The 22189-nt window shown below is 62.5% G+C and carries 21 protein-coding genes; 11 read left to right on the forward strand and 10 right to left on the reverse strand.

Going from position 1 to position 22189, the window contains the following annotated elements; genetic code table 11:
• Positions 1 to 10 precede the first annotated feature (10 nt).
• Both GFM02_RS32290 and GFM02_RS32295 read left to right on the forward strand, forming a co-directional pair.
• Positions 11 to 1888 carry a bifunctional diguanylate cyclase/phosphodiesterase gene (locus tag GFM02_RS32290; protein ID WP_131666770.1) on the forward strand — a complete coding sequence of 626 codons (1878 nt, stop codon included), beginning with the start codon at positions 11 to 13 and terminating at the stop codon, positions 1886 to 1888.
• A gap of 78 nt (positions 1889 to 1966) precedes the next feature.
• Positions 1967 to 2965 carry an NAD(P)H-quinone oxidoreductase gene (locus GFM02_RS32295; protein ID WP_168323946.1) on the forward strand — a complete coding sequence of 333 codons (999 nt, stop codon included), beginning with the start codon at positions 1967 to 1969 and terminating at the stop codon, positions 2963 to 2965.
• Positions 2966 to 3035: 70 nt separating this feature from the next.
• On the opposite strand, the gene GFM02_RS32300 is transcribed toward GFM02_RS32295, so the two are convergent.
• Entirely contained in the window at positions 3036 to 4475 is a 1440-nt protein-coding gene (locus tag GFM02_RS32300; RefSeq protein ID WP_168323947.1) for an MFS transporter, read from the reverse strand.
• Positions 4476 to 4567: 92 nt separating this feature from the next.
• Here GFM02_RS32300 and GFM02_RS32305 point away from each other — a divergent pair, with 92 nt between their 5' ends.
• Positions 4568 to 5200 carry a helix-turn-helix transcriptional regulator gene (locus GFM02_RS32305; protein WP_205930559.1) on the forward strand — a complete coding sequence of 211 codons (633 nt, stop codon included), beginning with the start codon at positions 4568 to 4570 and terminating at the stop codon, positions 5198 to 5200.
• Positions 5201 to 5225: 25 nt separating this feature from the next.
• On the opposite strand, the gene GFM02_RS32310 is transcribed toward GFM02_RS32305, so the two are convergent.
• Positions 5226 to 6437 carry an MFS transporter gene (locus GFM02_RS32310; RefSeq protein ID WP_168323949.1) on the reverse strand — a complete coding sequence of 404 codons (1212 nt, stop codon included), beginning with the start codon at positions 6435 to 6437 and terminating at the stop codon, positions 5226 to 5228.
• A gap of 278 nt (positions 6438 to 6715) precedes the next feature.
• On the opposite strand from GFM02_RS32310, the gene GFM02_RS32315 reads away from it, so the two are divergent.
• Both GFM02_RS32315 and GFM02_RS32320 read left to right on the forward strand, forming a co-directional pair.
• Positions 6716 to 7723 carry an asparaginase gene (locus tag GFM02_RS32315; RefSeq protein WP_168323950.1) on the forward strand — a complete coding sequence of 336 codons (1008 nt, stop codon included), beginning with the start codon at positions 6716 to 6718 and terminating at the stop codon, positions 7721 to 7723.
• 131 nt (positions 7724 to 7854) lie between these two features.
• Positions 7855 to 8595, forward strand: a complete 741-nt coding sequence (locus GFM02_RS32320; protein ID WP_168323951.1) for a hypothetical protein — start codon at positions 7855 to 7857, stop codon at positions 8593 to 8595.
• Here the strand turns inward: GFM02_RS32320 and GFM02_RS32325 are convergent.
• Positions 8570 to 9325, reverse strand: a complete 756-nt coding sequence (locus tag GFM02_RS32325) for a DeoR/GlpR family DNA-binding transcription regulator (protein WP_168323952.1) — start codon at positions 9323 to 9325, stop codon at positions 8570 to 8572. The genes GFM02_RS32320 and GFM02_RS32325 overlap by 26 nt on opposite strands.
• A 143-nt stretch (positions 9326 to 9468) precedes the next feature.
• Here GFM02_RS32325 and GFM02_RS32330 point away from each other — a divergent pair, with 143 nt between their 5' ends.
• Positions 9469 to 9825 carry a DUF4406 domain-containing protein gene (locus tag GFM02_RS32330; protein ID WP_168323953.1) on the forward strand — a complete coding sequence of 119 codons (357 nt, stop codon included), beginning with the start codon at positions 9469 to 9471 and terminating at the stop codon, positions 9823 to 9825.
• A gap of 364 nt (positions 9826 to 10189) precedes the next feature.
• Positions 10190 to 10810: a glutathione S-transferase family protein gene (locus GFM02_RS32335; protein ID WP_168323954.1), complete on the forward strand. Its 621-nt coding sequence runs from the start codon at positions 10190 to 10192 to the stop codon at positions 10808 to 10810.
• Here GFM02_RS32335 and GFM02_RS32340 read toward each other — a convergent pair.
• The 4 genes from GFM02_RS32340 to GFM02_RS32355 all read right to left on the reverse strand — a co-directional run bounded on the left by GFM02_RS32340 (position 10795) and on the right by GFM02_RS32355 (position 12903).
• Positions 10795 to 11160, reverse strand: a complete 366-nt coding sequence (locus GFM02_RS32340) for an MmcQ/YjbR family DNA-binding protein (RefSeq protein ID WP_168323955.1) — start codon at positions 11158 to 11160, stop codon at positions 10795 to 10797. The genes GFM02_RS32335 and GFM02_RS32340 overlap by 16 nt on opposite strands.
• Before the next feature lie 109 nt (positions 11161 to 11269).
• On the reverse strand, positions 11270 to 11989 hold the full coding sequence (locus tag GFM02_RS32345; protein WP_168323956.1) for a hypothetical protein: 720 nt from the start codon (positions 11987 to 11989) through the stop codon (positions 11270 to 11272).
• Positions 11986 to 12555 (reverse strand): hypothetical protein, encoded by a 570-nt coding sequence (locus tag GFM02_RS32350; protein ID WP_168323957.1) that lies wholly within the window; start codon positions 12553 to 12555, stop codon positions 11986 to 11988. Before GFM02_RS32350 ends, GFM02_RS32345 begins: the two co-directional genes overlap by 4 nt.
• 150 nt (positions 12556 to 12705) lie before the next feature.
• On the reverse strand, positions 12706 to 12903 hold the full coding sequence (locus GFM02_RS32355; RefSeq protein ID WP_168323958.1) for a hypothetical protein: 198 nt from the start codon (positions 12901 to 12903) through the stop codon (positions 12706 to 12708).
• A 167-nt stretch (positions 12904 to 13070) separates the two neighbouring features.
• Here GFM02_RS32355 and GFM02_RS32360 point away from each other — a divergent pair, with 167 nt between their 5' ends.
• Positions 13071 to 13967 (forward strand): LysR substrate-binding domain-containing protein, encoded by an 897-nt coding sequence (locus tag GFM02_RS32360; RefSeq protein WP_168272718.1) that lies wholly within the window; start codon positions 13071 to 13073, stop codon positions 13965 to 13967.
• Between the two features lie 3 nt (positions 13968 to 13970).
• Here GFM02_RS32360 and GFM02_RS32365 read toward each other — a convergent pair whose 3' ends face one another.
• Positions 13971 to 14636, reverse strand: a complete 666-nt coding sequence (locus GFM02_RS32365; protein WP_168323959.1) for a glutathione S-transferase family protein — start codon at positions 14634 to 14636, stop codon at positions 13971 to 13973.
• Positions 14637 to 15005: 369 nt separating this feature from the next.
• On the reverse strand, positions 15006 to 16373 hold the full coding sequence (locus GFM02_RS32370; protein ID WP_168323967.1) for a TIGR03808 family TAT-translocated repetitive protein: 1368 nt from the start codon (positions 16371 to 16373) through the stop codon (positions 15006 to 15008).
• Between the two features lie 255 nt (positions 16374 to 16628).
• Here GFM02_RS32370 and GFM02_RS32375 point away from each other — a divergent pair, with 255 nt between their 5' ends.
• Positions 16629 to 18926, forward strand: coding sequence for a putative bifunctional diguanylate cyclase/phosphodiesterase (locus tag GFM02_RS32375; RefSeq protein ID WP_168323960.1), 2298 nt, complete (start codon positions 16629 to 16631; stop codon positions 18924 to 18926).
• Positions 18927 to 19031: 105 nt separating this feature from the next.
• Here GFM02_RS32375 and GFM02_RS32380 read toward each other — a convergent pair whose 3' ends face one another.
• Complete coding sequence (locus GFM02_RS32380; protein ID WP_168323961.1) at positions 19032 to 20003, reverse strand: glycerophosphodiester phosphodiesterase family protein; 972 nt, start codon at positions 20001 to 20003, stop codon at positions 19032 to 19034.
• A 111-nt stretch (positions 20004 to 20114) separates the two neighbouring features.
• On the opposite strand from GFM02_RS32380, the gene GFM02_RS32385 reads away from it, so the two are divergent.
• Together GFM02_RS32385 and GFM02_RS32390 are read left to right on the forward strand one after the other, a co-directional pair.
• Positions 20115 to 20921 (forward strand): alpha/beta fold hydrolase, encoded by an 807-nt coding sequence (locus GFM02_RS32385; RefSeq protein ID WP_168323962.1) that lies wholly within the window; start codon positions 20115 to 20117, stop codon positions 20919 to 20921.
• Positions 20922 to 21009: 88 nt separating this feature from the next.
• Positions 21010 to 22020, forward strand: coding sequence for a ligase-associated DNA damage response exonuclease (locus GFM02_RS32390; protein ID WP_168323963.1), 1011 nt, complete (start codon positions 21010 to 21012; stop codon positions 22018 to 22020).
• Positions 22021 to 22189 lie beyond the last annotated feature (169 nt).

The following is a 22189-nucleotide window of genomic DNA, read 5'->3' on the forward strand; positions in this document are numbered from 1 at the left end:
CTTCTGCGGCATGTTCCACGCGAAAAAGAACAAGTCACAGTGGAGATCAACCCCAATGAAGACCGGCCACGTGAAGACTGGGGTGTCCTTGGCTGCCACCGTCGCGCCGGATGTCCTGCGCCGCTACGCCAGCGATCAGATCGTAACCCTTGCCAAGCTCGTAGTCGAGAATGCCTTCCAGCCAATCGTCGAGGCCGGCACCGGCACGGTTTTCGGCTACGAATCCCTGATGCGGGGCCAGGATCGCATCGGCTACGAGACGCCGGTCGACATCCTCGACGAGGCTCACCAGGCCGGTCAGCTGCTGCAGCTCGAACAGATGGTCGCCAGCCGCGCGCTCGCCAAATTCGCGACGCTGTCGAATTTCTCCACCTCGACGCTGTTCCTCAATCTGGATGTCCGGCTCATTCCACATGGCGAAAGCCTGGTCGAGACCCTGCTGCAACACCTGCGCAAGGCCAATATCCCGCCATCCTCCGTCTGCTTCGAATTCTCCGAACGTTTCGACAATACCAGTGTGCCGGAATTTTCCGGCCTGGTTTCCAGGCTGCGCAAGGCCGGTTTTAAGCTGGCGATCGATGATTTCGGCGTCGGTCACGGCGAGATGAAGCTGCTCTGCGATTATGCCGTCGATTATCTCAAGATCGACCGCCATTTCGTCGCCGAGATCGACCGCAGCCCGCGCAAGCGCCATCTGTTGAAGAGCATCGTCAACATCGCCCATGTGCTCGGCACGCGCGTCATCGCCGAAGGCATCGAGACCGAGGCCGAATTCATCGCCTGCCGCGAATATGGCGTCGACCTCGTCCAGGGTTGGTTCATCTCCCGCCCGACGACGCATATATCGGAGCTGGCGCCATCCTTCCCGCATCTGCAGGAGCTCGGCAAGAGCAAGCGGGGCAGCCAGTCGCTCGACGAAATCCTCATCCGCAAGCAGATCGAGCTGCTGCCGACGGTCTACGAGAATGACAGCATCGACAGCGTCTTCGAACTCTTCCGCCGCAATCCGCGCCAGGCCTTCTTTCCCGTCCTCAACGCCAATGACGAGCCGCGCGGCATCATCCACGAGCATCATCTCAAGGAATATATCTACCAGCCCTTCGGCCGCGATCTCTTAAAGAACAAGATGTACGAGCGCTCTATCTCGCATTTCGTCGAGATGGCGCCGATCGTCGGCCTCGACAGCGATGCCGAGCAGCTGATGGCGATCTTCGCCAATATGGAAGGCAGCAACTGCCTGATCCTGACTGACAACATGCGTTATGCCGGCGTCGTCTCCGCCGCCTCGCTGATCAAGGTCATCAACGAAAAGCAGCTGAAGACCGCGCAGGACCAGAACCCGCTGACCGGCCTGCCGGGCAATCGCGCCATCCGCGATTACATGCGTCAGTCCGGCCGCGACGGCGATGAGCTCCGCCACTTCTGCTATTGCGACTTCGACAATTTCAAGCCGTTCAACGATGCCTACGGCTTCCATCTCGGCGACCACGCGATCTCGCTGTTTGCCGCGCTGATGCGCCGCTATTTCTTCGCCGAGCGCCATTTCCTCGGCCATGTCGGCGGCGACGATTTCTTCATCGGCGTCGTCGGCTGGAGCAAGGAAGAGCTGACGGAGATCCTCGACCGGCTGATCAGCGATTTTCATGACGATGTGCGGGATTTCTATTCCGATGAGGACCGTGCCGCCGGCCGTATCCTCGGTCACGACCGCACCGGCGCCGAAGCTTTGTTCCCGCTGATGCGCTGCTCGATCGGCGTCATCGAACTGCCGGAAGGCCTCGTTGTCGACGATATCAACCGCGTCAGCGCCGAAATCGCCATCATCAAGTCGGCCGCCAAGGACAGCGAGGAAGGTCTCGTCTTCCATTTGCTGGGCGAGGCGAATTGACGCCTTTGCCACATCATGCCTTCCCAAGCCTGCGGGGCTGATTTATTCCGGTTGCTTCCGATTAGGGAGGAGCCAGTCATGCCTTTGCCTCAGGATATGCGTTTCGTCGATCTGCCGTCCTTCGGCGGACCGGAGGTGATGACGATCGGCAGGCGTCCGCTTCCCGTGCCTCAAGACGGAGAGGTCCTGGTGCACGCCGAGGCGATCGGTGTCAACCGTCCGGATATTGCCCAGCGCCAAGGCAGCTATCCCCCGCCCAAGGATGCGAGCCCGATCCTCGGCCTGGAATTGTCGGGCGAAATCGTTGCCGTCGGCCCGGGCGTCAGCGGCCATGCCGCCGGCGATAAGGTCTGCGGCCTCGCCAATGGCGGCGCCTATGCCGAATATTGCCTGCTGCCGGCAGGCCAGATCCTGCCCTTTCCCAAGGGTTATGATGCGGTGAAGGCGGCGGCTTTGCCTGAGACCTTCTTTACCGTCTGGGCCAATCTTTTCCAGATGGCCGGGCTGACGGAAGGCGAGACGGTGCTGATCCATGGCGGTTCCAGCGGCATCGGCACGACGGCGATCCAGCTCGCCCGCGCCTTCGGCGCCGAGGTCTACGCGACGGCGGGCTCAAGCGAGAAATGCGAGGCTTGCGAGAGGCTCGGCGCCAGGCGCGCGATCAACTACAGGAGCGAGGACTTCGCCGAGGTCATCAAGGCCGAGACCGGACACGGCGTCGATATCATCCTCGACATGATCGGCGCCTCCTATTTCGAGCGCAACATCGCCTCGCTGGCGAGGGACGGCTGCCTGTCGATCATCGCCTTTCTTGGCGGCGCCATCGCCGAAAAGGTCAATCTCTCGCCGATCATGGTCAAGCGCCTGACGGTCACCGGCTCCACCATGCGGCCGCGCACGGCGGAAGAAAAACGCGCCATCCGCGACGACCTGCTCTCGGAAGTCTGGCCGCTGCTGGAAGCCGGCACCGTCGCCCCCGTCATCCACAAGGTCTTTGCCTTCGAAGAGGTCGTCGAAGCGCACCGGCTTCTGGAAGAGGGCAGCCATGTCGGCAAGGTCATGCTGCGCGTTGGCTAGAGCAATTCCAGCAAAAGTGTGCAGCGGTTTTGCGTCCGGAATTGTGCCAAAACAAAGAGATAGGGCGCTCTTAGTGCGTCCTATCGGACGCGCGGCGTGGTAATCTCAGCGACACCGCGACCGCCAGAACACCGGGCAGCGCCATCAGCAGATAGAGCCAGTGCGCTGCCGACAGCGCGCCTGATATGCCGCCGGGATGAACGAGGCCGGCGCCATTGGCGATGACGCCGGCAAAGGCGGCCCCGAACGCCCCACCGAGCGAACTCATTGTCGGGATCGCGGCAGAAGCCTTGTCCTTCTCGTTGTCGGCGACGAGCCTCAAGACCATGGCGACCAGATGCGCCCAGCCGAGACCGATGCCGAAGCCCATCATGAACATGCCGATCGCCGCCGGCACGATGATCGGCATATGCCCCTCGGGATTGTCCTTGGCGAGGAAGACGGCGAGGCAAGCGGTCGCCGCCGCCTCGATGAGGGCGCCAATGACGATTGCCCAATAGGCTCGGCCGCCGGCCCACGAGCCGCTGAGGAAGGCCGCGAAGGTCCAGCCGAGGGCGACGAGCGCCACGAGATAGCCCGAGACGATCGCTGGCACCCCATGCAAGGTTTGTAGGAAATAAGGAATGAAGACATCGCTGACGAGAACGACAGTCATGGCGAGCATCGCCAGGTAGACCCGTGAAATCGGCTGGGAAAGGTTGATGGCGCCGGAGGGCAGCAGCCGGTTCGGGCTTCGGCCCTCGATGACGATCATGCCGGCGACCGCGACGACCGAAGCCGCCATCAGCGCGACCTTCGTGGCTGTCGCCTCGATCGCGCCGGCCGCACTCACCATCAGCACGGCGGCAAGCAGCAGTCCGATCTGGGCAACCGGCGTCTTTGCCTGCTCGCGGTCGTCCTCGACGTCGGGCAACAGCCGTGGCGCCAGGAACGCCATCAGCAGGCCGAGCGGCACGAGCACGATGAAAGCATAGCGCCAGGCGTGGCCCGCGGAAAAGAAGCCGCCGAGCGTCGGCCCGATGACGGTCGAGACCCCCCAGATCGCCGCATAGAGCGTCGAGGCCTTCGGCCATAGCGGCTTGGGATAGACGAAGCGAATGAAGGCATAACCGAGGGCGGCAAGTGCGCCTGTTCCGAGACCCTGCACCGCGCGTCCGATCAGCACCACCGGCATTGACGGTGCGGCAGCGGCAATCAGGCTGCCGACGCCGAAGACCAGTGCTGCGATCACATAGACGGATCGAAGCCCGATGCCGCGCGGCCGCATGGCGACGAAGATCGAGCCGAGGACGGCGGCGGCGACGAACAGGCTGGTGACCCAGGAAAACAGTGCAAGGCCGCCGATATCGCGCACGATCGAAGGCGCGATCGTCGCCATGATGTAACTCTCCACCGCATAAAGCGTCACGCCGCCGGCCAGCATCAATGTTGCCGGCAAGTGCTCGGGCAGGAAGAGGCGGAAGAGGGAGCTGGCGCCGGGGATGGCTGCTGTCTGGTCGATATTCGACATGGGAGGACCCCGAGATTTTTGCTGGCGAAGGATTATTTTCCAAGTTATAAATTGGAAAATTACATGCCGCCTCGAATTAAACAAGACTTGACTTGGAAAATATGCGCCAGTCCCCAGCCAACCGGATCCTGATCCTGATAAAGACCGACGGCCCGCAACTCGCCGCCGCGATCGGCGACGCGCTCGGTATATCGGGCGAGGCCGCCCGCCAGCAGCTTTCGAAGATGGCGGAGGAGGGGCTGGTGGAACCGGTCACTGTTGCCGCTTCTGGCCGTGGCCGGCCGCGCCAGCTCTGGCACCTCACAACGAGCGGCAACCGCCGGTTTCCCGACGGCCATGCCGAGCTGACGGCAAATCTCCTCGGCACGCTCGTCGAACAGCTCGGCCCCGCAGCCCTCGATACCGTCATTTCCGCCCGCGAGACCGAGACGCTGAAGCGCTATCGGCAGGAGATCAGCCCGGCGCATGATCTTGCCGCGCGCGTCGAGGCCCTTGCCGGCATCCGCACCCGCGAAGGCTATATGGCCGATTGCTGGGAGGAGGCGGACGGATCCTTCATGCTGGTCGAAAACCATTGCCCGATCTGCGCCGCCGCCACCGCTTGCGCCGGCTTCTGCCGCTCAGAACTCGAAACCTTCCGCTCCGTCCTCGACGCCGACGTCGAGCGCAGCGAACACATCCTCGCCGGCGCTCGCCGCTGCGCCTATCGCATCACGCCGCGTTGAGGTGTGTCGATCGGAGCGCCGCATTTCACGCCGGTTGCCGCACCTGCCGCCTGCTGCTTTCGAGATAGAGCAGCACTCCGATCGATGCGAGGCCCGCGGCCGCGCCGACGAAGGCGGTGCCGGAATAATCGGTGATCGCGGTGCCGAAGGCAAAGAGGCCGGCGCTGACGCCAACGCCAATGAACGTGTTCAGCGAGATCAGCGAGGTTCCGAGCCCCGGCCGGTCCGCGATCAGATCCTGCAGATAGGTGATCGGCACGCTGAGGATCGCTGCCGCCCCGCAGGCATTGAAGAGGAGGAGTGCGTAGACGTGCCAGGGTGCGGAAGCAAAGCCGAGCAGCAGCAGATAGACGCAATAGATCAGCGCGCCGAAGGCAAGCACATGCGCGCTTCGGAAGCGGCGCTGCGCAAAGCCCCACATCATCATGAACGGCATCTCGAGCAGGGCCGTCAAACCTGCCATGAAGCCGACATCGACCACGGTGCCGCCGGCCGCATGGGTGATGATCAGCGGCAGGAGCATGGCGTTCAGCCGCTGCAGCCCGAACAGCATCGCCATGACGATGACGCGCGACAGCACATGCGGCACGAAAATCCGTTTCAGCGAAGCAAGGAAGCCGACTGGATCGGGGGCAGGACCGCCGGCGCCATTTCCGGGTGCGAAGAAGAAATACAGGCAGAAGCAGGTGCAGCTTGCCAATGCCGCGATCCCATAGGCCGGCGTCATCGACGGCGAACTGACGAGATAGAGGCCGATCAACCCCGGCGCCAGCGCCCATGAGCCGGAAAAGAGCGCCCGCACCATCGCGGTGATCGCCGCCCCCTGGCCACGGTCCATCTGGTTGGTCCTGGCGCGTAGGCTGGCGAACAGCAGCGAATAGGTGGAATTGCTCATCGGCACCAGCAACAGCGTGGAGAAGATGAAGACCGCGGGGCTATGGATGAGCGCGATCGACCCGAAGCCGAGCATGCCGGCGACGGAAAGCCCCAGCACCAGCGGCCGGCGCTCCTTCAGCCTGTCCGACCAGATGCCGAGCGTCAGGCTGGTCGTGACGTTGACGATCGAAGAGAAGAACACCAGTGCCGAATAGGCGCCGTTGCTCAAGCCGAGTTCGTTGATCCCGATGATCGACTGGTAGGGCGCGGTCGACGCATAGGTGAAGGCGAGCGCGACGAGTGTCACGGTCGGAATACGGATCCTGTTGTCGCGAAGGATCAAGGAAAAGGTGGATGGCATGGGGAGTGGTTCCTGATGCACCACTCTTAGTCGCATCGGATCCATCAGAGAAACGATAGTTTTCGATCGCCTCGGTCAATTTATGTGATGAATATTTGGACGATGTGATCGCGCTCCGAGCCCGCGGTGGGGTGACGTCCAGCCACATATCGACCCGGTGCTCCATCTGGCGGGCACCCGCGCAGCCGCCTGAGCCCCGACGTCACGTCAACCCCGTTGGCTTTCGTCGCGTGACGCGTTATGGACTGCCCATCCCGCCAGCATCCGGACAAAAGCTCATGACCAATCCCGTCACCGTCGAAGTCACCCGCGGCCTGCTCGTCGAAAGCCGCCATCGCGGCGCGGTGGCTGTGGTCGATGGCGATGGTAAGCTTGTCTTCTCGCTGGGCGACATCGAGGCCGCGGTCTTCCCGCGCTCGTCATGCAAGGCGATGCAGGCGCTGCCGCTAGTCGAGAGTGGTGCTGCCGATGCCTATGGCTTTGGCGACAAGGAATTGGCGCTGGCCTGCGCCTCGCATAATGGCGAGGACGAGCACGTGGCGCTCGCCGCCTCCATGCTGTCGCGTGCCGGCCGCGATATCGAAACACTGGAATGCGGCGCCCACTGGTCGATGAGCCAGAAGATCCTGATCCAGCAGGCTCGCACGCTCGATGCGCCAACCGCGCTGCACAACAATTGCTCGGGAAAACATGCCGGCTTCATCTGCGCCTGCTGCCATCAGGACGTCGATCCGACGGGTTATGTCGGCTATGAGCACCCGCTGCAGGTCGAGATCCGCGCGGCGATGGAAAGCCTGACCGGCGCCGTGCTCGGCGCGGAAAGCTGCGGCACGGATGGCTGCTCCATTCCGACTTATGCCGTGCCGCTCAGGAGCCTTGCCCACGGTTTCGCCAAGATGGCGACCGGCATCGGCCTGGAACCTTTGCGCGCCAAGGCATCCCGCAGGGTGATCGAGGCTTGCATGGCCGAACCTTTCTATGTCGCGGGTTCGGGCCGCGCCTGCACCAAGCTGATGCAGATCGCCCCCGGCCGCATCTTCGTCAAGACGGGCGCCGAGGGCGTCTTCTGCGCCGCGATTCCGGAAAAGGGCATCGCCATCGCGCTCAAATGCGAGGATGGCATGACCCGCGCCGCCGAAGCCATGGTGGCGGCGACACTCGCCCGCTTCTTCGAGACGGAGAGCGAGATACATGCGGCATTGATGGCCTATGCCGCAACGCCGATGCGCAATTGGAACGGCATCCATGTCGGCGATATCAGGGTCACCTCCGCCTTGGCGGGGTGAATGCGAACTTACATATATAAGTTATTAGAAAAATAAGAATTGCCTAATATAAAGAGGGATACGTCCTGCGATCGCGGATGCGCCCTTTCGCGGCGACGTGAGCACAGTCCTGGAAGCCGTGAGGGCAGGGCATGTTTGCAGGCCGCTATCTTTGGTGGATGCTGATGGGGATCGGCATCTTCATGTTCGCCGCGCTGAGCCTCGATTATATCACCTGGCTCACGATCCAGCTGTCCGGCTGCGGCGATATCGCCGGCGCCTGTGAGCCGGTCCTCCGGCTGATATCGGGCGTGCTCAAACCCGCCTGCATCTGGACCGCGATCGGCGTGCTCTTCACGGCGACGCTGCTCCGTCTTCACGCTCTCTCGCTCATCGGGTTCTGGGGGCCGATCGTCGCCATCTGGTTCGTCGCTTCCACCCCGATCCTGCTCTTCCTGGCGGTGGATGCGGCGGCTCTGACGCGGCCCGCCACCCTGGCGGTGCTGCCCGTCGCCTTCCTGTTTCTGGCGGCATTCACAGCCTATCTCATGCTTGCCCTGGAGGATGGCGACAGGCTGCCGCTTGCAGCCTCCGTGCCGTTGCGCCTCACACTCCGCCTGACGGCGGTTTACGGCGCGCTTGCCGGCGCAGCTTTCATGCCGGAACTGTCGCGGGTCGCCGGGACCCTGCTCGATATGCCGGCACTTTCCGTCGTCATCGCGCTGGCGCAGCCCTACCTGCAGACGGTGCTCACCCTTGGAACCGGCAGCATGGCGCCGGCCTATGCCGTGCTGGCGGCCTTCATCGCGGCCCTTGCCGCAAGTCTCCTGCCACATGCTGCCGCGCCGCAGCCCTCTCGTAGCGCCATCATGCTGCGGCGATTGCGCCGTTGAGATCGCGATAGGGTTTCAGCTGTTCGGCCGTCATCTCCATGGGCACGATTAGACCCGCCACGTCGGAAATGCCGAGCACCGGGCAGGGCGAGACGAGGTCGAACTTCTCCTCGGTCAGCAGCACATGCGTTTCAGCCGCGCAGCGGGCGATGTGCCGCTTGATCGCCGCTTCCTCGAAATCGCCGGTGGAAAGCCCGTGTACCGGATGGGCGGCCGTCACCCCGAGGAAGAAGAGATCGGGGCGCAGTTGCGCGATCGCCGCCATCGCCGCCGCACCCGTTGCCACCATCGAATGTTTGTAGAGCCGTCCGCCAGTGAGGATCACCTCGGCTGTCGGATGGTGTTCGAGTTCGGCGGCGATGGTCGGGCTGTGGGTCGCAACCGTCAGCGGCATGTCGCGTGGCAAGTGCCTGGCGACCTCCGCCGTCGTCGTGCCGCCGTCGAGGAAGATCATCTGTCCGGGCTTCACCATCGCCGCCGCCGCCGCCCCGAGCCGCGCCTTGATCTGCGACGAGACGCTGCGCCGCGCGGTGAAATCAGGCAGGTCTGGCGCCAGCGGCATCGCCCCGCCATGCACCCGTTTCAACAGCCCCTCCGCCGCCATTTCCCTGAGGTCCCGCCGGATCGTGTCTTCCGAAAGCGCGAAATCCTCGGCGACGCGCTTGGCGACCACCTGGCCATCACGGCGCAGGATGTCGAGAATGAGGGCCTTACGTTGGGTTGTCAGCATGGGTTCATTGCACGAAATTGAACATAATAGCCTAGTATTGCACGAAATGACTCGACATTCAAGAAATATCGTGCATTTTCACGAAATCCCGTGCATGAGGCCGGGAGAGTGCTCACGCATAAAGCGGAGCGAAGGAGTGGATCATGTTGATTTTGATTGCCGGGCCTTATCGGTCCGGAACCGGCGACGACCCGGAAAAGATGGCCGCCAACCTGAAGCGGTTGGAAGCGCCTTCGCATGCGCTATTTGAGGCCGGCCACGTGCCGATGATCGGCGAATGGGTGGCGCTGCCGATCTGGCACGCCGCCGGCGGCCGGTCGGCGGGCGACGCGCTCTACGAAGAGATCTTCCACCCGGTCGCCGGCCGGCTGCTGCAGCTCTGCGAGGGCGTGCTGCGCCTGCCCGGCGATTCCAAGGGCGCCGACAACGACGTCCGCATCGCCCGGGAACGCGGCATCCCGGTCTGGCACCGGCTGGAGGATGTGCCGGGCTGCGGCTGAGCGGTTCGCGGGTAGGCGAAGCCCCTACGTTGCCCTTCGCTTACGCTCAGCGCATTCGCGGCTTTGCCGCTCACCCCCTTGCTGCCTGCCGGCATCTTCTCCCCGCTGGGGAGAAGCCGACTCGTGGCGGCGCCTCGCTCCTCTGAGGCGTTGTAATGGAAACGAGGGCGCCCGTTGCGCCCTCTTCTCCCCAGCGGGGAGAAGGTGCCGGCAGGCGGATGAGGGGGCCACACGGCACACCATTCATTGCCCTTCGCTCGCGCTCAACGCACCTCACTTGTCCTGGGAGAAGCAAAACCCAATCCCACTAGTTCCGACCCGCGCACCGCTACGCTATAACCCTTGCCGAAAGGGAGTCGAAACCATGCTGACATTGTACTACGCGCCGGGAACATGCGCGCTCGCAAGCCTTATTGCCCTGGAAGAATCCGGCCTGAGCTTCGAAACCAAGAAGATCAGCCTGCGCGATGGCGAGCAGCGTTCGCCGGACTATTTGAAGATCAACCCGAAGGGCCGGGTGCCGGCACTGGTCACCGATTATGGCGTGCTAACGGAAACACCGGCGATCCTGGCCTATATCGCCCAGAGCGCGCCGGCCGCCAAGCTGGCGCCGCTTGACGATCCTTTCCAATTTGCCAGGCTCCAGTCCTTCAACAGCTATATCTGCTCGACCGTGCATGTGAACCATGCCCATCGCCCGCGGGGCTCGCGCTGGGCCGACGAGCCTGCGGCAATCGAGGCGATGAAGGCCAAGGTGCCTGAGAATATGGCCGATTGTTTCACGCTGATCGAGCAGACGATGTTCGAAGGCCCATGGGTGATGGGCGAAGCCTATTCGCTCGCCGATCCCTATCTCTTCGTCATGACCGACTGGCTGCCGTCCGATGGCGTCGATCCCGCCCGGTTCGAAAAGGCGAGCGACCATCACGCCCGCATGCTGCAGCGTCCCGCCGTGCAGCGGGCGCTGGCCTACGATCGGGCCTGATCCTTAAATCCGGCGGCAAGTTTCTTCGGCGCCCGGAACAGCCAGGCGCCGATCAGCCGCAGCCGCAATTCCTCGTCGCCGATCACGGCGGCGCGCACCGGCAGATGCGGCCAGCCGACATAATGATCGGTCTGAAAATAAACGTCGGGCGCCATCTCCAGCAGGTGATCCTTGTCGTCGAGCGAAATCGAGATCACGATCGTCTCGGCATTCTTCACCGCCACGAAGCTCTTGCCGCCGACCTTCAGCGCCGGATTGCCGTATGAGGTGCTCTCCTCGACATCAGGCAGCCCGGCTTCCGCCGCCAGCCGCTTCAGGCGTTCGAAGATCGCATCGGCGTCGTCGGCCATTGTTCCGCCCTTTCTGCCAGGAGCTTAGAGCATGATGCCGAAAAGTGCGAGCGAAAGGCACGGGCCTATCCGCGCGGGTGTGGGTAATAATTTGGCAAACCATCGTGCCTCAATGCGCATTGAGGTCACCATCCGAGACCTGGCTTATGGTTAGGAAGCGCTCGCGAACGATATCGGAGCGCCCGGCCTGCCCACGCAGATTGCCGTCCAGGAAATCATCGAAATCCTGATGTGCCATCAATGCGCGGAACCCGTCGGCAATAAAGGCACGGATCTCTTTTTCGGCCCTCTGGATCTCCATCAGAAGTTCTTCTCGCCCGTCGACAACGAGCAGTATGTCTTCTGCATCGCGGCTCAAATACAGATCGTTGTTACCGCGTCCTGTAAACGCCTCAAGCTTTGTTGCAACGAAAAGTGGTGGTGTGAGGGTATTGATAACGAGCGCGTCATCGAGAGCCTGTTGCGTCGCGGTTTCAATGCCCTTTGCATACCAGCGATTGCTAAATCCGAGGATAGCTTCGTCATCCGGCATGAAGTCGACTTTCAGCCGACCGAGTCGCATCCGACATATAACACTTTCGTCTGCAGCCTCGGAAAATCCTCGCTGGCGGAGTTCGTATAACAAGGCAGCCCATTCGGAAAAGCCTTCCAGATTCACGATGAGATCGACATCGTCGGTCGTTCGAACGCCTTCGATCGTAACGGGATCGGTTATGAACAGGGCGGTCGTGCAACCGCCGACGAACACCAGCCGTTTTCGTAGATCCTCGCCGAGCGCGTTGGCGACCGACTTCAGCATCTCCAGCAATTGGCCCTGTACCGCGTTCATTTTTGCTGCAGCCTTGAAGACAGATATTCGCTTGCGACGCCAACCTCTCGCTGGTTCCCCAGTCTAATGGCGTCTGCGAGCGCCAGATATTCATAAAGCCGCGCGTCCCTCAAAGCCGCCTCCGGGACGGTTTTGAATAGCGGATCGATCGACTGGCCTAGGTCCCGGCCGCTGGGATGGGGCCAAACATATATGTAGTTGCTGCCACTGATCAGCAGGTCCTTCAACATCGGGGCGGCGAAAGCGGTGGGGATACCTCGTTGCATCGCTCCAGCGTTTGCCGGAAACACGAACCGGAAGCCGTGCAGAATAAAATCGAGAATGTTCCTCCGGCTCGGTCTTGGCCGGCCGGATTGGCCATCCTTTGATGCAATTCCAGAGGAGATACTCCTCTTTATCGCCTGGCTGATTTCCGTCTTGCTTATCCCCAGCGATGCCTCCAGATTGCGCACAGAGTAGGGATCGCCGCCTTGCGATTCCAGCTGAAGCCACTCGTCTTCCTGATGTTCTTCCTGTTCTTGAAGGCTGACGAGCTTCAGTAAAATCACGATGTCTTGGCTTTTCATCCTAACTGTCCTTTGTCCTGGGACTGAGGACAATTAACACAGTTTAAGGGTCGGGTCAAAGTTGGATGACCCTCAAGCCGATAGAGCCCAATGCCGAAGAGGGTGATCGGTTTCGGACGACATGATGTTCTCTTTCTTTGACTTAGTGTTTCACGCGCATTTCTCCAACGGCGGCTTGGTTTCCGCCTGAAAGCCGGCCGGCATCCCGAGCGGGAGATCGGCGATTTCGCGCATCGACATGCGCTCGACATCGGGATGCCGCAACGGATCGTCCTTCCAGGCGGGATTATCCGCGATTTCCGCACCCAGATGAAGGGCAGGCCTTAAGAAAAACTTCAGCAACGACATGGCATGCCTCGCTTTCTTCCGTGGCGCGGAGGTGATCACCCAGCGGCTATCTACCTCTGAGCCGTCCCATCCGCCCGTGTTCGAATGGATTGCCTATGCTTGCAATGTCGACCTCTGCAGGAAGATTTTCAATTGAGAATAACGCTGAGGCGGTATAGAAAAACTATATGAAGAACCTGAATATGGTCCATCTCAACGGTCTGCGGGCGCTGGAGGCCGTCGGCCGTCTCGGCTCGCTGCAGGCCGCCGCCGACGAGCTCGGCGTTTCGGTCGGCGCCGTCAGCCAGCAGGTCATCAAGGCCGAAGCCCAGCTCGGTCAGGTGATCTTCGAGCGCACTGCCAGGGGAATGATCGCCACCGAAGCCGGCCGGCCGGTGCTGCTCGCGCTCGACGAGGGTTTTGCCCGTCTTTCGGCGGCGGTGTCGATCGCCAGCCGCAAGGACGATACCATCCTGACCATCTCGGTGGCCCCGGTTTTCGCCGCCCGCTGGCTCGTCTGCCGGCTCGATCGCTTCGCCGAGCGTCATCCCGACATCAAGCTGCGGCTGGATGCGACGACCAATCTGGTCAATCCGGCGCTTTGCGACGTCGATATCGGCATCCGCGTCGGCAGCGGCAAGTGGCCTGACGTGAAGGCCGAACTGTTATTGGCACAGGAGGTCTTTCCCGTCTGCTCCCCCGAGATGGCGGCGAATTTGAAGGAAGCCGCCGATATCCTCGCACTGCCTGCCATCATCGATGGCCGCGCCATGTTCACCTGGGAGGTCTGGATGCGCGAGGCCGGACTATCCGGCGCCACCCTTCCGACCCGCCACGTCTTCAACGACGCATCGCTCTGCCTCGATGCGGCGATTGCAGGGCAGGGCGTCATGCTCGCCTGGCAGACCCTTGCCGCCTTTGCGCTTGCCGAAGGCCGGCTGGCCGCCCCTTTCGGCATTCGTGCGCAGACCGGCTTCGGCCATTACTTCGTCACCGCCGAAGGCACGCGCGAGCCCAAGAAGGTGAGGGATTTCAAGGCCTGGATCCGCGAGGAAATGGCCGGCACGCTGACGCTTTTCAAGTAGTTTTCAAACCTCGACCGGCTCCTTGGCCCGCGCTGCCTGCATCGCCTTGTAGGCCGGGCGGGACTGGCAACGCTCGATCCAGGCTTTGATATTCGGATGCGCATCGAACAGGGCCTCTTCGCTCTGGGCGTAGCGCAGCACCTCGGCGATGTTGAGATCGGCGACGGTGAAGCGGTCGCCGACGATCCATTGCCGGTCGGCAAGGTGACTTTCGAGAACCGCCAGCGGCCTGCGCAGCGACCGGCAGGCAACCGCGATCGTCTGCTGGCCGCCTTCGCTGTTTTCGAGCCCGTCATCATAAGTGAGCACGATCTTCACCGTCTGCGGTTCGACCTGCGACGCCGCCCAGACCGTCCACATCGTCAGCAATCCGTCCTCTTCGACGGTTTGGCTGGAAAGCGGTCCGCCATGTCTACGTGCCAGGTAAAGATTGATCGCCAGCGACTCGTGCATGACGAGGTCGCCGTCCCTGATGCTGGGGATCTGCGCCATCGGATTGACGGCGATGAAAGCAGGCGAATGCGTATTGAGGGGCGCATCCGCTGAGAACGGTTCTGCCAGCCGCCTTGCCTGCAGCACTGGCACAGACTGGAATTCGAGCCCGAGCTCCTCCGCCATCCAGTAAACGCGAGACGCTCGCGATCGATAGACCCCGTAGATTGTCAGCATGAAACGTATCCCCTCGATCTGTGCAAAGACCGTAAATGCCGGATCAGGCTGCGAGAAGTCCCTGGCGCTGATGGGATGATGAAAGCTTTTGATGCACCAAGCAATTCCAGCAAAAAAGTGCCTAGCTTCTGTAGGCCGGGGAGAGTGTGGCGGAAACGCGCCCCCTTGCTCCGTCTTCCTCGGCCTTGTGCCGAGGATCCATGCCCGTGGCGGTTGATCGATACGGTGTGGATGCTCGGCACAAGGCCGAGCATGACGGAGCAAAGGGCGGGCGGGCGAACCACTCACGGCGCAAACGCCCGTGTCGGGAATGACGCAAAAACAAGGGGGGTAGCGCATTTCCATGACTCGGAGAAGCAAATGCCTTCCTCACGAGACGCGGTTTCTCTCGACGGTCAACTGTGCATAGGGCGAGCCGCCGCCCGCCAGCTCGCCGGAGACCTTCTTGTCCCATTGGAATCCTAAGACCGCCCCTTCGGCGGTCTCCTGGAACACATTGTCGGTGATGACGGCAGTCCCGGCGCCATCGGCGACCGAGACGGCGCATCCCACAGGCGCCTTGCGCACCACATTGCCGGTCACAACGACGTTGCGCAGATACGGACCCCAGCCGATCTGCAGACCCCAGCGCGGCGCGCCTTCGATCACATTGCCTGAAATCAGCGTGTCGGCCTCCGCCGCGATGCCGATGCCGAAGCCGACCTCGTGCTGATAGGGGCCGCGCAGCGTCAGGTTGCGCACGACATTGCCGGTGACGCTCGCCAGCCGGCCGCCCTCGTCGAAATTGGCGATCGAGATGCCGTTTGCCGCCCCGTCGATCATGTTGGCGGAAACGACGGCGCCCTCGAAGGCGAATTCGACATAGATCGCCGTCTCGCCCGAGCGCCGGCACTGGTTGCTGCTGATCTGGATATCCGAGGCCGAATTGGCGCGGATCGCCGTAAAGGCGCAATCGGAGATCTGGTTGTTCACCACCATCACGCCGTCGGCGCGGAAAATGTTGATGCCGTTGCCGTTTTGCCCGGTGCCGCCGTCATTGGCGCGGATATTGGAGATGCGGTTGCCGGAGACGACAGTGCCGTCCTCCGCCTTCTTCCAGCGATGCACCAGGATGCCGCCATTGCCGCAATCCGAGACCGTGTTGCCGGTGACCGAGAGGGTGGTGGAATCCACCGCGTAAAGCCCGGATTGGGCAGCCCCCGAAATACGGCTGCGCTCAATCCGCCCGCCGCAGCGCTCCAGTTGCAGGCCGTGCTTGCGGCTGCCGCCGATCTCACAATTGTCGATCAGCACCTCGTCGACGCCGGTAAATTGCAAAAGCCCGCCGGCATAGTCGCCAAGCCAGCGGTTGCCGCCGTCGATGACGAGATTGGAAAGCTCGATCCGCCGCACGTTCTCGGCCGCAAACAGGTGGCCTTCGCCGGTATAGACGATCCGCGAGGCGCCGGGCACACCAGTGATACGCGTATTGTCCGGCAAAGTGAGATTGGAGACCCGGTAGGTGCCGGGAGGCAGGAAGACCGGCACGTTCTCACGCGCCGCCTGTTCGATCATCTGCTGCAGGTTGCGGGTCTTGCGATTGCCGCTTTCGGGAATGGCGCGATATTCCACCGCGTCGATCGCCCCGCGCAGATCGGGCTGAGCGGCCGCCGTCAGCGGCGAGGCAAGCGTGCGCGATGCCCCTCCCGCAACGGCCGAGGCGGCTAGAAAGAAAAGCATGTCGCGGCGTGAGGGCATCCGGGGATCACTTGTCATAACGCGCCCGTAGCAGGAAACGTGCCAGGCGGGCATGTATTCTTTTGGCACAGGCTGGGCAAAGGCGGATGAAATTGCCGTTATGGCCGAGGCCGACGGCAGGATCTCGCCGCTTATTTTGTCGTCTTGTTCACCCTTTCATTTAAGCAAGCCGAAGGAAATGAGGACTACTTTGAAGGGAATTTCAATGATGACGAGTGCGGGATACGGCCTTCGGCCGGCGGGGAGAATGGCATCATGCACGAATTGGGTGCCAGGCGATGGGAATCAACCGATGACCTGACAGCCGAAACGCGACGCATCGTCGCCGCGACGGAGGCAATGATGGCATCGACCGCCCACCACCTCTCCGAGGGCATCGAGAACCTGCGCCTCAAGGCGATCGTCCACGAACTTCCGGATTTCCTCTACGTCAAGGACCGTGACAGCCGCTTCGTCTTCGCCAATGCCGTCACCGCCAGCAGCCTCGGCCTGCAGAGCGCCGCGCTGATCACCGGCAAGCGCGATTTCGACCTGTTCGATTTCGAGACGGCGCGCCGTCATTTCGACATCGAGCAGCAGATCATGGCAACGGGCGAAGCCCGCATCGACATGGAGGAATCCTACGTCCTTCCCGGCAGCAGAAGGCCGATATGCCGGCTGACCTCGAAGATACCGCTGCGCAACGATCGCGGCGAGATCGTCGGACTGATCGGTGTTTCCCGTGATATCACCGAACGCAAGCGCCAGGAGGATCTGCATCGCGGCCAGGCGGGCCTGCTCGAAATGATCGCCCGCAACGAGCCGTTGCCGATGATCCTCGAGGCGCTCGTGCTGATGATCGAGGCGCAGCTGGATGGGATTGACGGATCGGTGCTGCTGCTCGACGGCGAGGGCACCAGGCTCTATCACGGCGCCTCTCCCAATCTGCCCGGCGGTTACAGCCGCCTGATCGATGGCGTCACGATCGGCCCCAAGGTCGGCTCCTGCGGCACCGCGGTGTGGCGCGGCCAGACGGTGATCGTCGAGGACGTGACGATCGATCCGCTCTGGGAGGATTTCCGCGCGATGATCGCGCCGTTCGGCTTCCGCTCCTGCTGGTCGACGCCGATCGCCACCTCTGAGAATAACGTGCTCGGCACATTTGCGCTCTATTCCCGGGAAGTCCGCCGTCCCACCGAGCACGAGATGACGCTGGTGGCGCTTGCCACCCATATCGCCGGCATCGCCATCGAGCGCAAGCGTGTCGACGACCGCATCCATTTCATGGCCCATCACGACGATCTGACGGGCCTGCCGAACCGCGCCTTCCTGAAGGAACGGCTGGCGAGCATCCTCGACCAGGCCCGGCGCAACAACCGCAAGGTGACCGTCGCCTATATCGATCTCGACAATTTCAAGGACGTCAATGACGGCCGCGGCCATGCCGCCGGCGACGAGGTTCTGAAAGAGATCGCCGCCCGCATGGCCAACAGCGTCAGGGCGTCCGATATGGTGGTGCGCCTCGGCGGCGACGAATTCCTCGTCGTGCTCGTCCACCAGTCGAGCCATGATGCCGGCATCACGCGCCGTCTTCGCGAGCTGCAGAAGGCGATCAACCGGCCGATCCGCGGCGCGAACGGCGAGATCACCGTCACCTCGAGCATCGGCGTTGCTGCCTTCCCCTTCGACGGCGCGACCTCGGAAGAGCTTCTCGCCAATGCCGACCGCGCCATGTACCGCGCCAAGGAGCTCGGCCGCAACACATTGCAGCATCACGATGGCGGCAGCACGCCTGTCGGAATGCGGCTCGGAGAGCAGGAGGAACTGCACCAGGCGATCACCGGCGGTCAGCTGTTCCTGCAATACCAGCCGCAGGTCGATGTCGCCACCGGCCGCATCACCGGCCTCGAAGCGCTGGTGCGCTGGAACCATCCGGCAAAGGGCAGGATGCCGCCGGTCAATTTCATTCCGCTCGCCGAAGAGACCGGCCTCATCGTTCCCCTCGGCCTCTGGGTGCTGAATGAGGCTTGCCGCCAGGCGCGGCTTTGGCAGGACATGGGCCTGGCGCCGCTGACGATCGCCGTCAACGTCTCGGCCAAGCAGTTCGCCGATCCGGATTTCGCAACCCATGTCGCCGAGGCGCTGGAGCGCCACCGCCTGCAGTCCCGCTGGCTGGAGCTTGAAGTCACCGAAAGCGTGGTGATGCAGAATGCCGAACGCGCGCTCGCCATGATGGAAACGCTGCGGGGGCTTGGCGTGCGCCTGTCTATCGACGATTTCGGCTCCGGCTATTCCAGCCTGGCGGCGCTGAAGACCTTCCCCTTTGACCGCCTGAAAATGGATCGCTCGCTGGTCGAGGCGCTGCCCGGCGACAAGACCGCCGTCGCCATCGCCTCGGCGGTCATTTCGCTGGCGCAGACGCTGAAGCTCTCGGTTCTCGCCGAAGGCGTCGAAACCGACGCCCAGATGGATTTCCTGCGCCAGACGCATTGCGAGGAGGCGCAAGGCTTCCGCTTCTCCAAACCGGTCTCCCCGGAGGAGATCCCGGAATTGCTGCGGGCACGCAGTCTCTGATGCATGTCGCTCAAAATTGTGCCGCGGTTTTGGGAGAACGACATGCACAAAAGGAAACATTGAAAGACGTCGCATCGATCTGGTCGATGTGACGTCTTTCAAACCTTATTTCACCAGCCTGCCGATCGCCTCGATCTCGTTCGTCCATATGCCCGCCGCATAGTTTGGCGGCAGCTGCGCCAGTTGCGCGGGGTCGTCGATGCCGGTGGAGAAATCGCTGCCGCGATAGGGGCCGAGCACGAAAACCTCGGTCCCGGCATCTGCCATCCGGTTGAGAAAACGATCCGGCCAGCCCCAGAGCCACGGCGCGATGTTGATCGGCACCAGCATCATCGCATGTTTGCACTCGTTCGGCAGCAGGCCGGTCCAGCCATAGCCGATATATCCGGTGAGGCAGCCCTTCAGGCTGTTGCGCGAGGCGGTCTTGATATCGGGCACGAGCCGGCGGAGCACGTCGATCGGCTCGTCGCCACCATAGACGATGATCTCGGCCCGTCGCTCAGTGGAAAGCCCGTTGAGCACGGCGGCGAGCTTTTCGCCCTCGGACGGATCGCGGCTCTTGACGTTGATCAGGAAGCGCCGATCCGGAAAGGTCGACAGCACCTCGGCAAGCGTCGGCATCATGCCGATGCCCCGGCCGCGAAAGGGAAAGGTCTTGCCGCCATCGGCAGTATAGCCATAGCCGATGTCGAGCTTCCTCATGTCAGCCATCGAATGCTCGCGGGTGACGCCATGCCCTTCGGTGCGGCAGTCGAGCGTCCAGTCGTGAAAGACGGCGAATTCGCCGTCGGTCGTCGGATGCACGTCGATCTCGACGATATCGGCACCGGCCGCAAAACCTGCCTGCATCGACGGGAGTGTGTTTTCGAGATAGTCGTGTTTCGGCGCGAGCATGCGGCTCGCCGTACAGGTGTCGTTCTTGAGATCGGTTTCGTCGAACCGTTGGGCGATGCCGCGATGGGCGAGCAGCACCGGCTTTCCCGGCCGATGTTCGGCGAGCAGGCTGGTATTGTTGAGATAGATGCCGGCGGCTGCAACCGCGATCGCCGCGGTGCAATAGAAAAGCTTCCTGCCCAAAGTTGATCCCCCTCTGGTTGCATCGACGAGCAAGTGCTAGAAAGCGATTCCGGTTGTTCTTGGGCTGTATTCCGGCTTTTCTATGCTGCGACAACAATGAGTCCGATCGCTATGGAATTTGACGACGACGAGCTCATCCATTTCGAAGCGCACGGCGCCGCCCCGCTGCCGCCGGCGGCAGTCGACGGTCATATCGCGCATGACGGCGCCCGCATCTGGTATGCGAGTTACGGCGCCGGCCCTCCGGTCATCCTGCTGCATGGCGGCCTCGGCAACAGCGGCAACTGGGGCTATCAGGTCCCGGCTCTCTTGCGCAGCGGCCGCCGCGTCGTGCTGATCGACAGCCGCGGCCACGGAAGAAGTACCCGCGATTCCCGTCCCTATAGCTATGAGCTGATGGCTTCAGATGTGCTCGCCGTCATGGACGAACTGCATCTCGACAAGGCGGCCATTGTCGGCTGGAGCGACGGCGCCTGCATCGCTTTGATCCTCGCCATGGCGGCGCCGTCGCGCGTCGAGGGCGTCTTCTTCTTCGCCTGTAACATGGATCCGAGCGGCACGCGGGAATTCGTTCCGACCCCGGTCATCGACCGATGCTTCAGCCGTCATGCCAGGGATTATGCGGCGCTTTCCACCACGCCGGATGATTTCAATCGATTCGTCGAGGCGGTCAGCCTGATGATGCGGACGGAGCCGAACTATCAGGCCGCCGACTTGGGCCTGATCCAAGTGCCGGTCGCGATCGTCCTCGCCGAGCACGACGAATTCATCAAGCCGGACCATGCCGAATATCTTGCCCGCAGCATTCCGAACGCTGAGATGATCTATCTCACAGGCGTCAGCCATTTCGCGCCGCTGCAGCGGCCGTCGCAGTTCAATGCCGCTGTCGAATCCTTCCTCGATGGAATAGGATCGTGACGATCGCCGCAGTTGAGCCGCGGCCCATTCGCCAGTCCCTTCTTCCTGCCCTCTGGCCTCGCGTCCATTTCCCGCTATCTCTCGTTTCATGAGACCTGATGCGCTGCTTTATCCCGCCCCGGAGGGGCTCTATTGCCCGGAAGGCGGCTTTTATGTCGATCCGGTGCGGCCCGTCGAGCAGGCGCTCGTCACCCACGGCCATTCGGACCATGCCCGCCCCGGCCATGTGAACGTGCTTGCCACCCGCCAGACGCTCGACATCATGCGCTTGCGTTGCGGCGACGGTTTCTGCGCCAGCGAGCAGGCGGCAGCCTTCGGCGAGGAACTGCTGGTCAACGGCGTCAAGGTAAGTTTTCACCCGGCCGGCCATGTGCTCGGCTCCGCCCAGATCGCCATCGAGAAGAACGGCACCCGCATCGTCGTCTCCGGCGACTACAAACGCCGCCCGGACCCGACCTGCGCCGCCTATGTGCCGGTTGCCTGCGATGTCTTCATCACCGAGGCGACCTTCGGCCTGCCGGTCTTCCATCATCCCGATCCGATGGACGAGACGGCCAAGCTTTTGGCATCGCTGCGGCAATTTCCCGAGCGCACCCATCTCGTCGGCGCCTATGCGCTCGGCAAGGCCCAGCGCGTCATCCGGCTGCTGCGCGATGACGGTTATGCCGAACCGATCTATATCCACGGCGCCATGGAAAAACTCTGCGACTATTACATCGAGCAGGGCATCGATCTCGGGGAACTGCTGCCGGCGACGATCGAAAGCCGCGACAAGTCCGCCTTCAGGGGGGCGGTCGTCATCGGCCCGTCATCGGCCTTCGCCGACCGCTGGGCCCGGCGCTTCAACGAGCCGCTGCCGGCCTTCGCCTCCGGCTGGATGATGGTGCGCCAGCGCGCCAAACAACACGGCGTCGAACTGCCCCTCGTCATCTCCGATCATTGCGACTGGCCGGAATTGACCGAAACGATCCGGGAACTGCATCCGGCCGAGGTCTGGGTGACGCATGGCCGCGAGGAGGCTCTGGTGCGCTGGTGCCAATTGCAGGGCATCAAGGCGAAACCGTTGCATCTGGTGGGTTACGAAGATGAGGGGGATTGAGCGTGGAGTTTTTCGCTGAAAACCCCTCCCCAACCCCTCCCCACAAGGGGGAGGGGCTAATCCGTGGCGCCGCCTCGCAAACCAGGCCTGCTGCATGCCCTGCGCTGGAAGATGAATGCGGCGAGGGCCGCGCATTAAGTCCCTCCCCCTTGTGGGGAGGGACTTAATG

Source organism: Rhizobium leguminosarum bv. viciae (genome assembly GCF_012276115.1).
In the GTDB taxonomy this organism is placed as follows: Bacteria; Pseudomonadota; Alphaproteobacteria; order Rhizobiales; family Rhizobiaceae; genus Rhizobium; species Rhizobium leguminosarum_T.

Bases quoted from the DNA above. Each gene is read 5' to 3' on its own strand.
- GFM02_RS32365 (WP_168323959.1), bottom strand. From the start codon at position 14,636: ATGCTGACAATCTACGGGGTCTATCGATCGCGAGCGTCTCGCGTTTAC.
- GFM02_RS32320 (WP_168323951.1), top strand. From the start codon at position 7,855: ATGTTTGCAGGCCGCTATCTTTGGTGGATGCTGATGGGGATCGGCATC.
- GFM02_RS32390 (WP_168323963.1), top strand. From the start codon at position 21,010: ATGAGACCTGATGCGCTGCTTTATCCCGCCCCGGAGGGGCTCTATTGC.
- GFM02_RS32385 (WP_168323962.1), top strand. From the start codon at position 20,115: ATGGAATTTGACGACGACGAGCTCATCCATTTCGAAGCGCACGGCGCC.
- GFM02_RS32290 (WP_131666770.1), top strand. From the start codon at position 11: ATGTTCCACGCGAAAAAGAACAAGTCACAGTGGAGATCAACCCCAATG.
- GFM02_RS32295 (WP_168323946.1), top strand. From the start codon at position 1,967: ATGCCTTTGCCTCAGGATATGCGTTTCGTCGATCTGCCGTCCTTCGGC.
- GFM02_RS32375 (WP_168323960.1), top strand. From the start codon at position 16,629: ATGCACGAATTGGGTGCCAGGCGATGGGAATCAACCGATGACCTGACA.
- GFM02_RS32345 (WP_168323956.1), bottom strand. From the start codon at position 11,989: ATGAACGCGGTACAGGGCCAATTGCTGGAGATGCTGAAGTCGGTCGCC.
- GFM02_RS32300 (WP_168323947.1), bottom strand. From the start codon at position 4,475: ATGTCGAATATCGACCAGACAGCAGCCATCCCCGGCGCCAGCTCCCTC.
- GFM02_RS32340 (WP_168323955.1), bottom strand. From the start codon at position 11,160: ATGGCCGACGACGCCGATGCGATCTTCGAACGCCTGAAGCGGCTGGCG.
- GFM02_RS32360 (WP_168272718.1), top strand. From the start codon at position 13,071: ATGAAGAACCTGAATATGGTCCATCTCAACGGTCTGCGGGCGCTGGAG.
- GFM02_RS32370 (WP_168323967.1), bottom strand. From the start codon at position 16,373: ATGCCCTCACGCCGCGACATGCTTTTCTTTCTAGCCGCCTCGGCCGTT.
- GFM02_RS32310 (WP_168323949.1), bottom strand. From the start codon at position 6,437: ATGCCATCCACCTTTTCCTTGATCCTTCGCGACAACAGGATCCGTATT.
- GFM02_RS32325 (WP_168323952.1), bottom strand. From the start codon at position 9,325: ATGCTGACAACCCAACGTAAGGCCCTCATTCTCGACATCCTGCGCCGT.
- GFM02_RS32330 (WP_168323953.1), top strand. From the start codon at position 9,469: ATGTTGATTTTGATTGCCGGGCCTTATCGGTCCGGAACCGGCGACGAC.
- GFM02_RS32335 (WP_168323954.1), top strand. From the start codon at position 10,190: ATGCTGACATTGTACTACGCGCCGGGAACATGCGCGCTCGCAAGCCTT.
- GFM02_RS32350 (WP_168323957.1), bottom strand. From the start codon at position 12,555: ATGAAAAGCCAAGACATCGTGATTTTACTGAAGCTCGTCAGCCTTCAA.
- GFM02_RS32355 (WP_168323958.1), bottom strand. From the start codon at position 12,903: ATGTCGTTGCTGAAGTTTTTCTTAAGGCCTGCCCTTCATCTGGGTGCG.
- GFM02_RS32315 (WP_168323950.1), top strand. From the start codon at position 6,716: ATGACCAATCCCGTCACCGTCGAAGTCACCCGCGGCCTGCTCGTCGAA.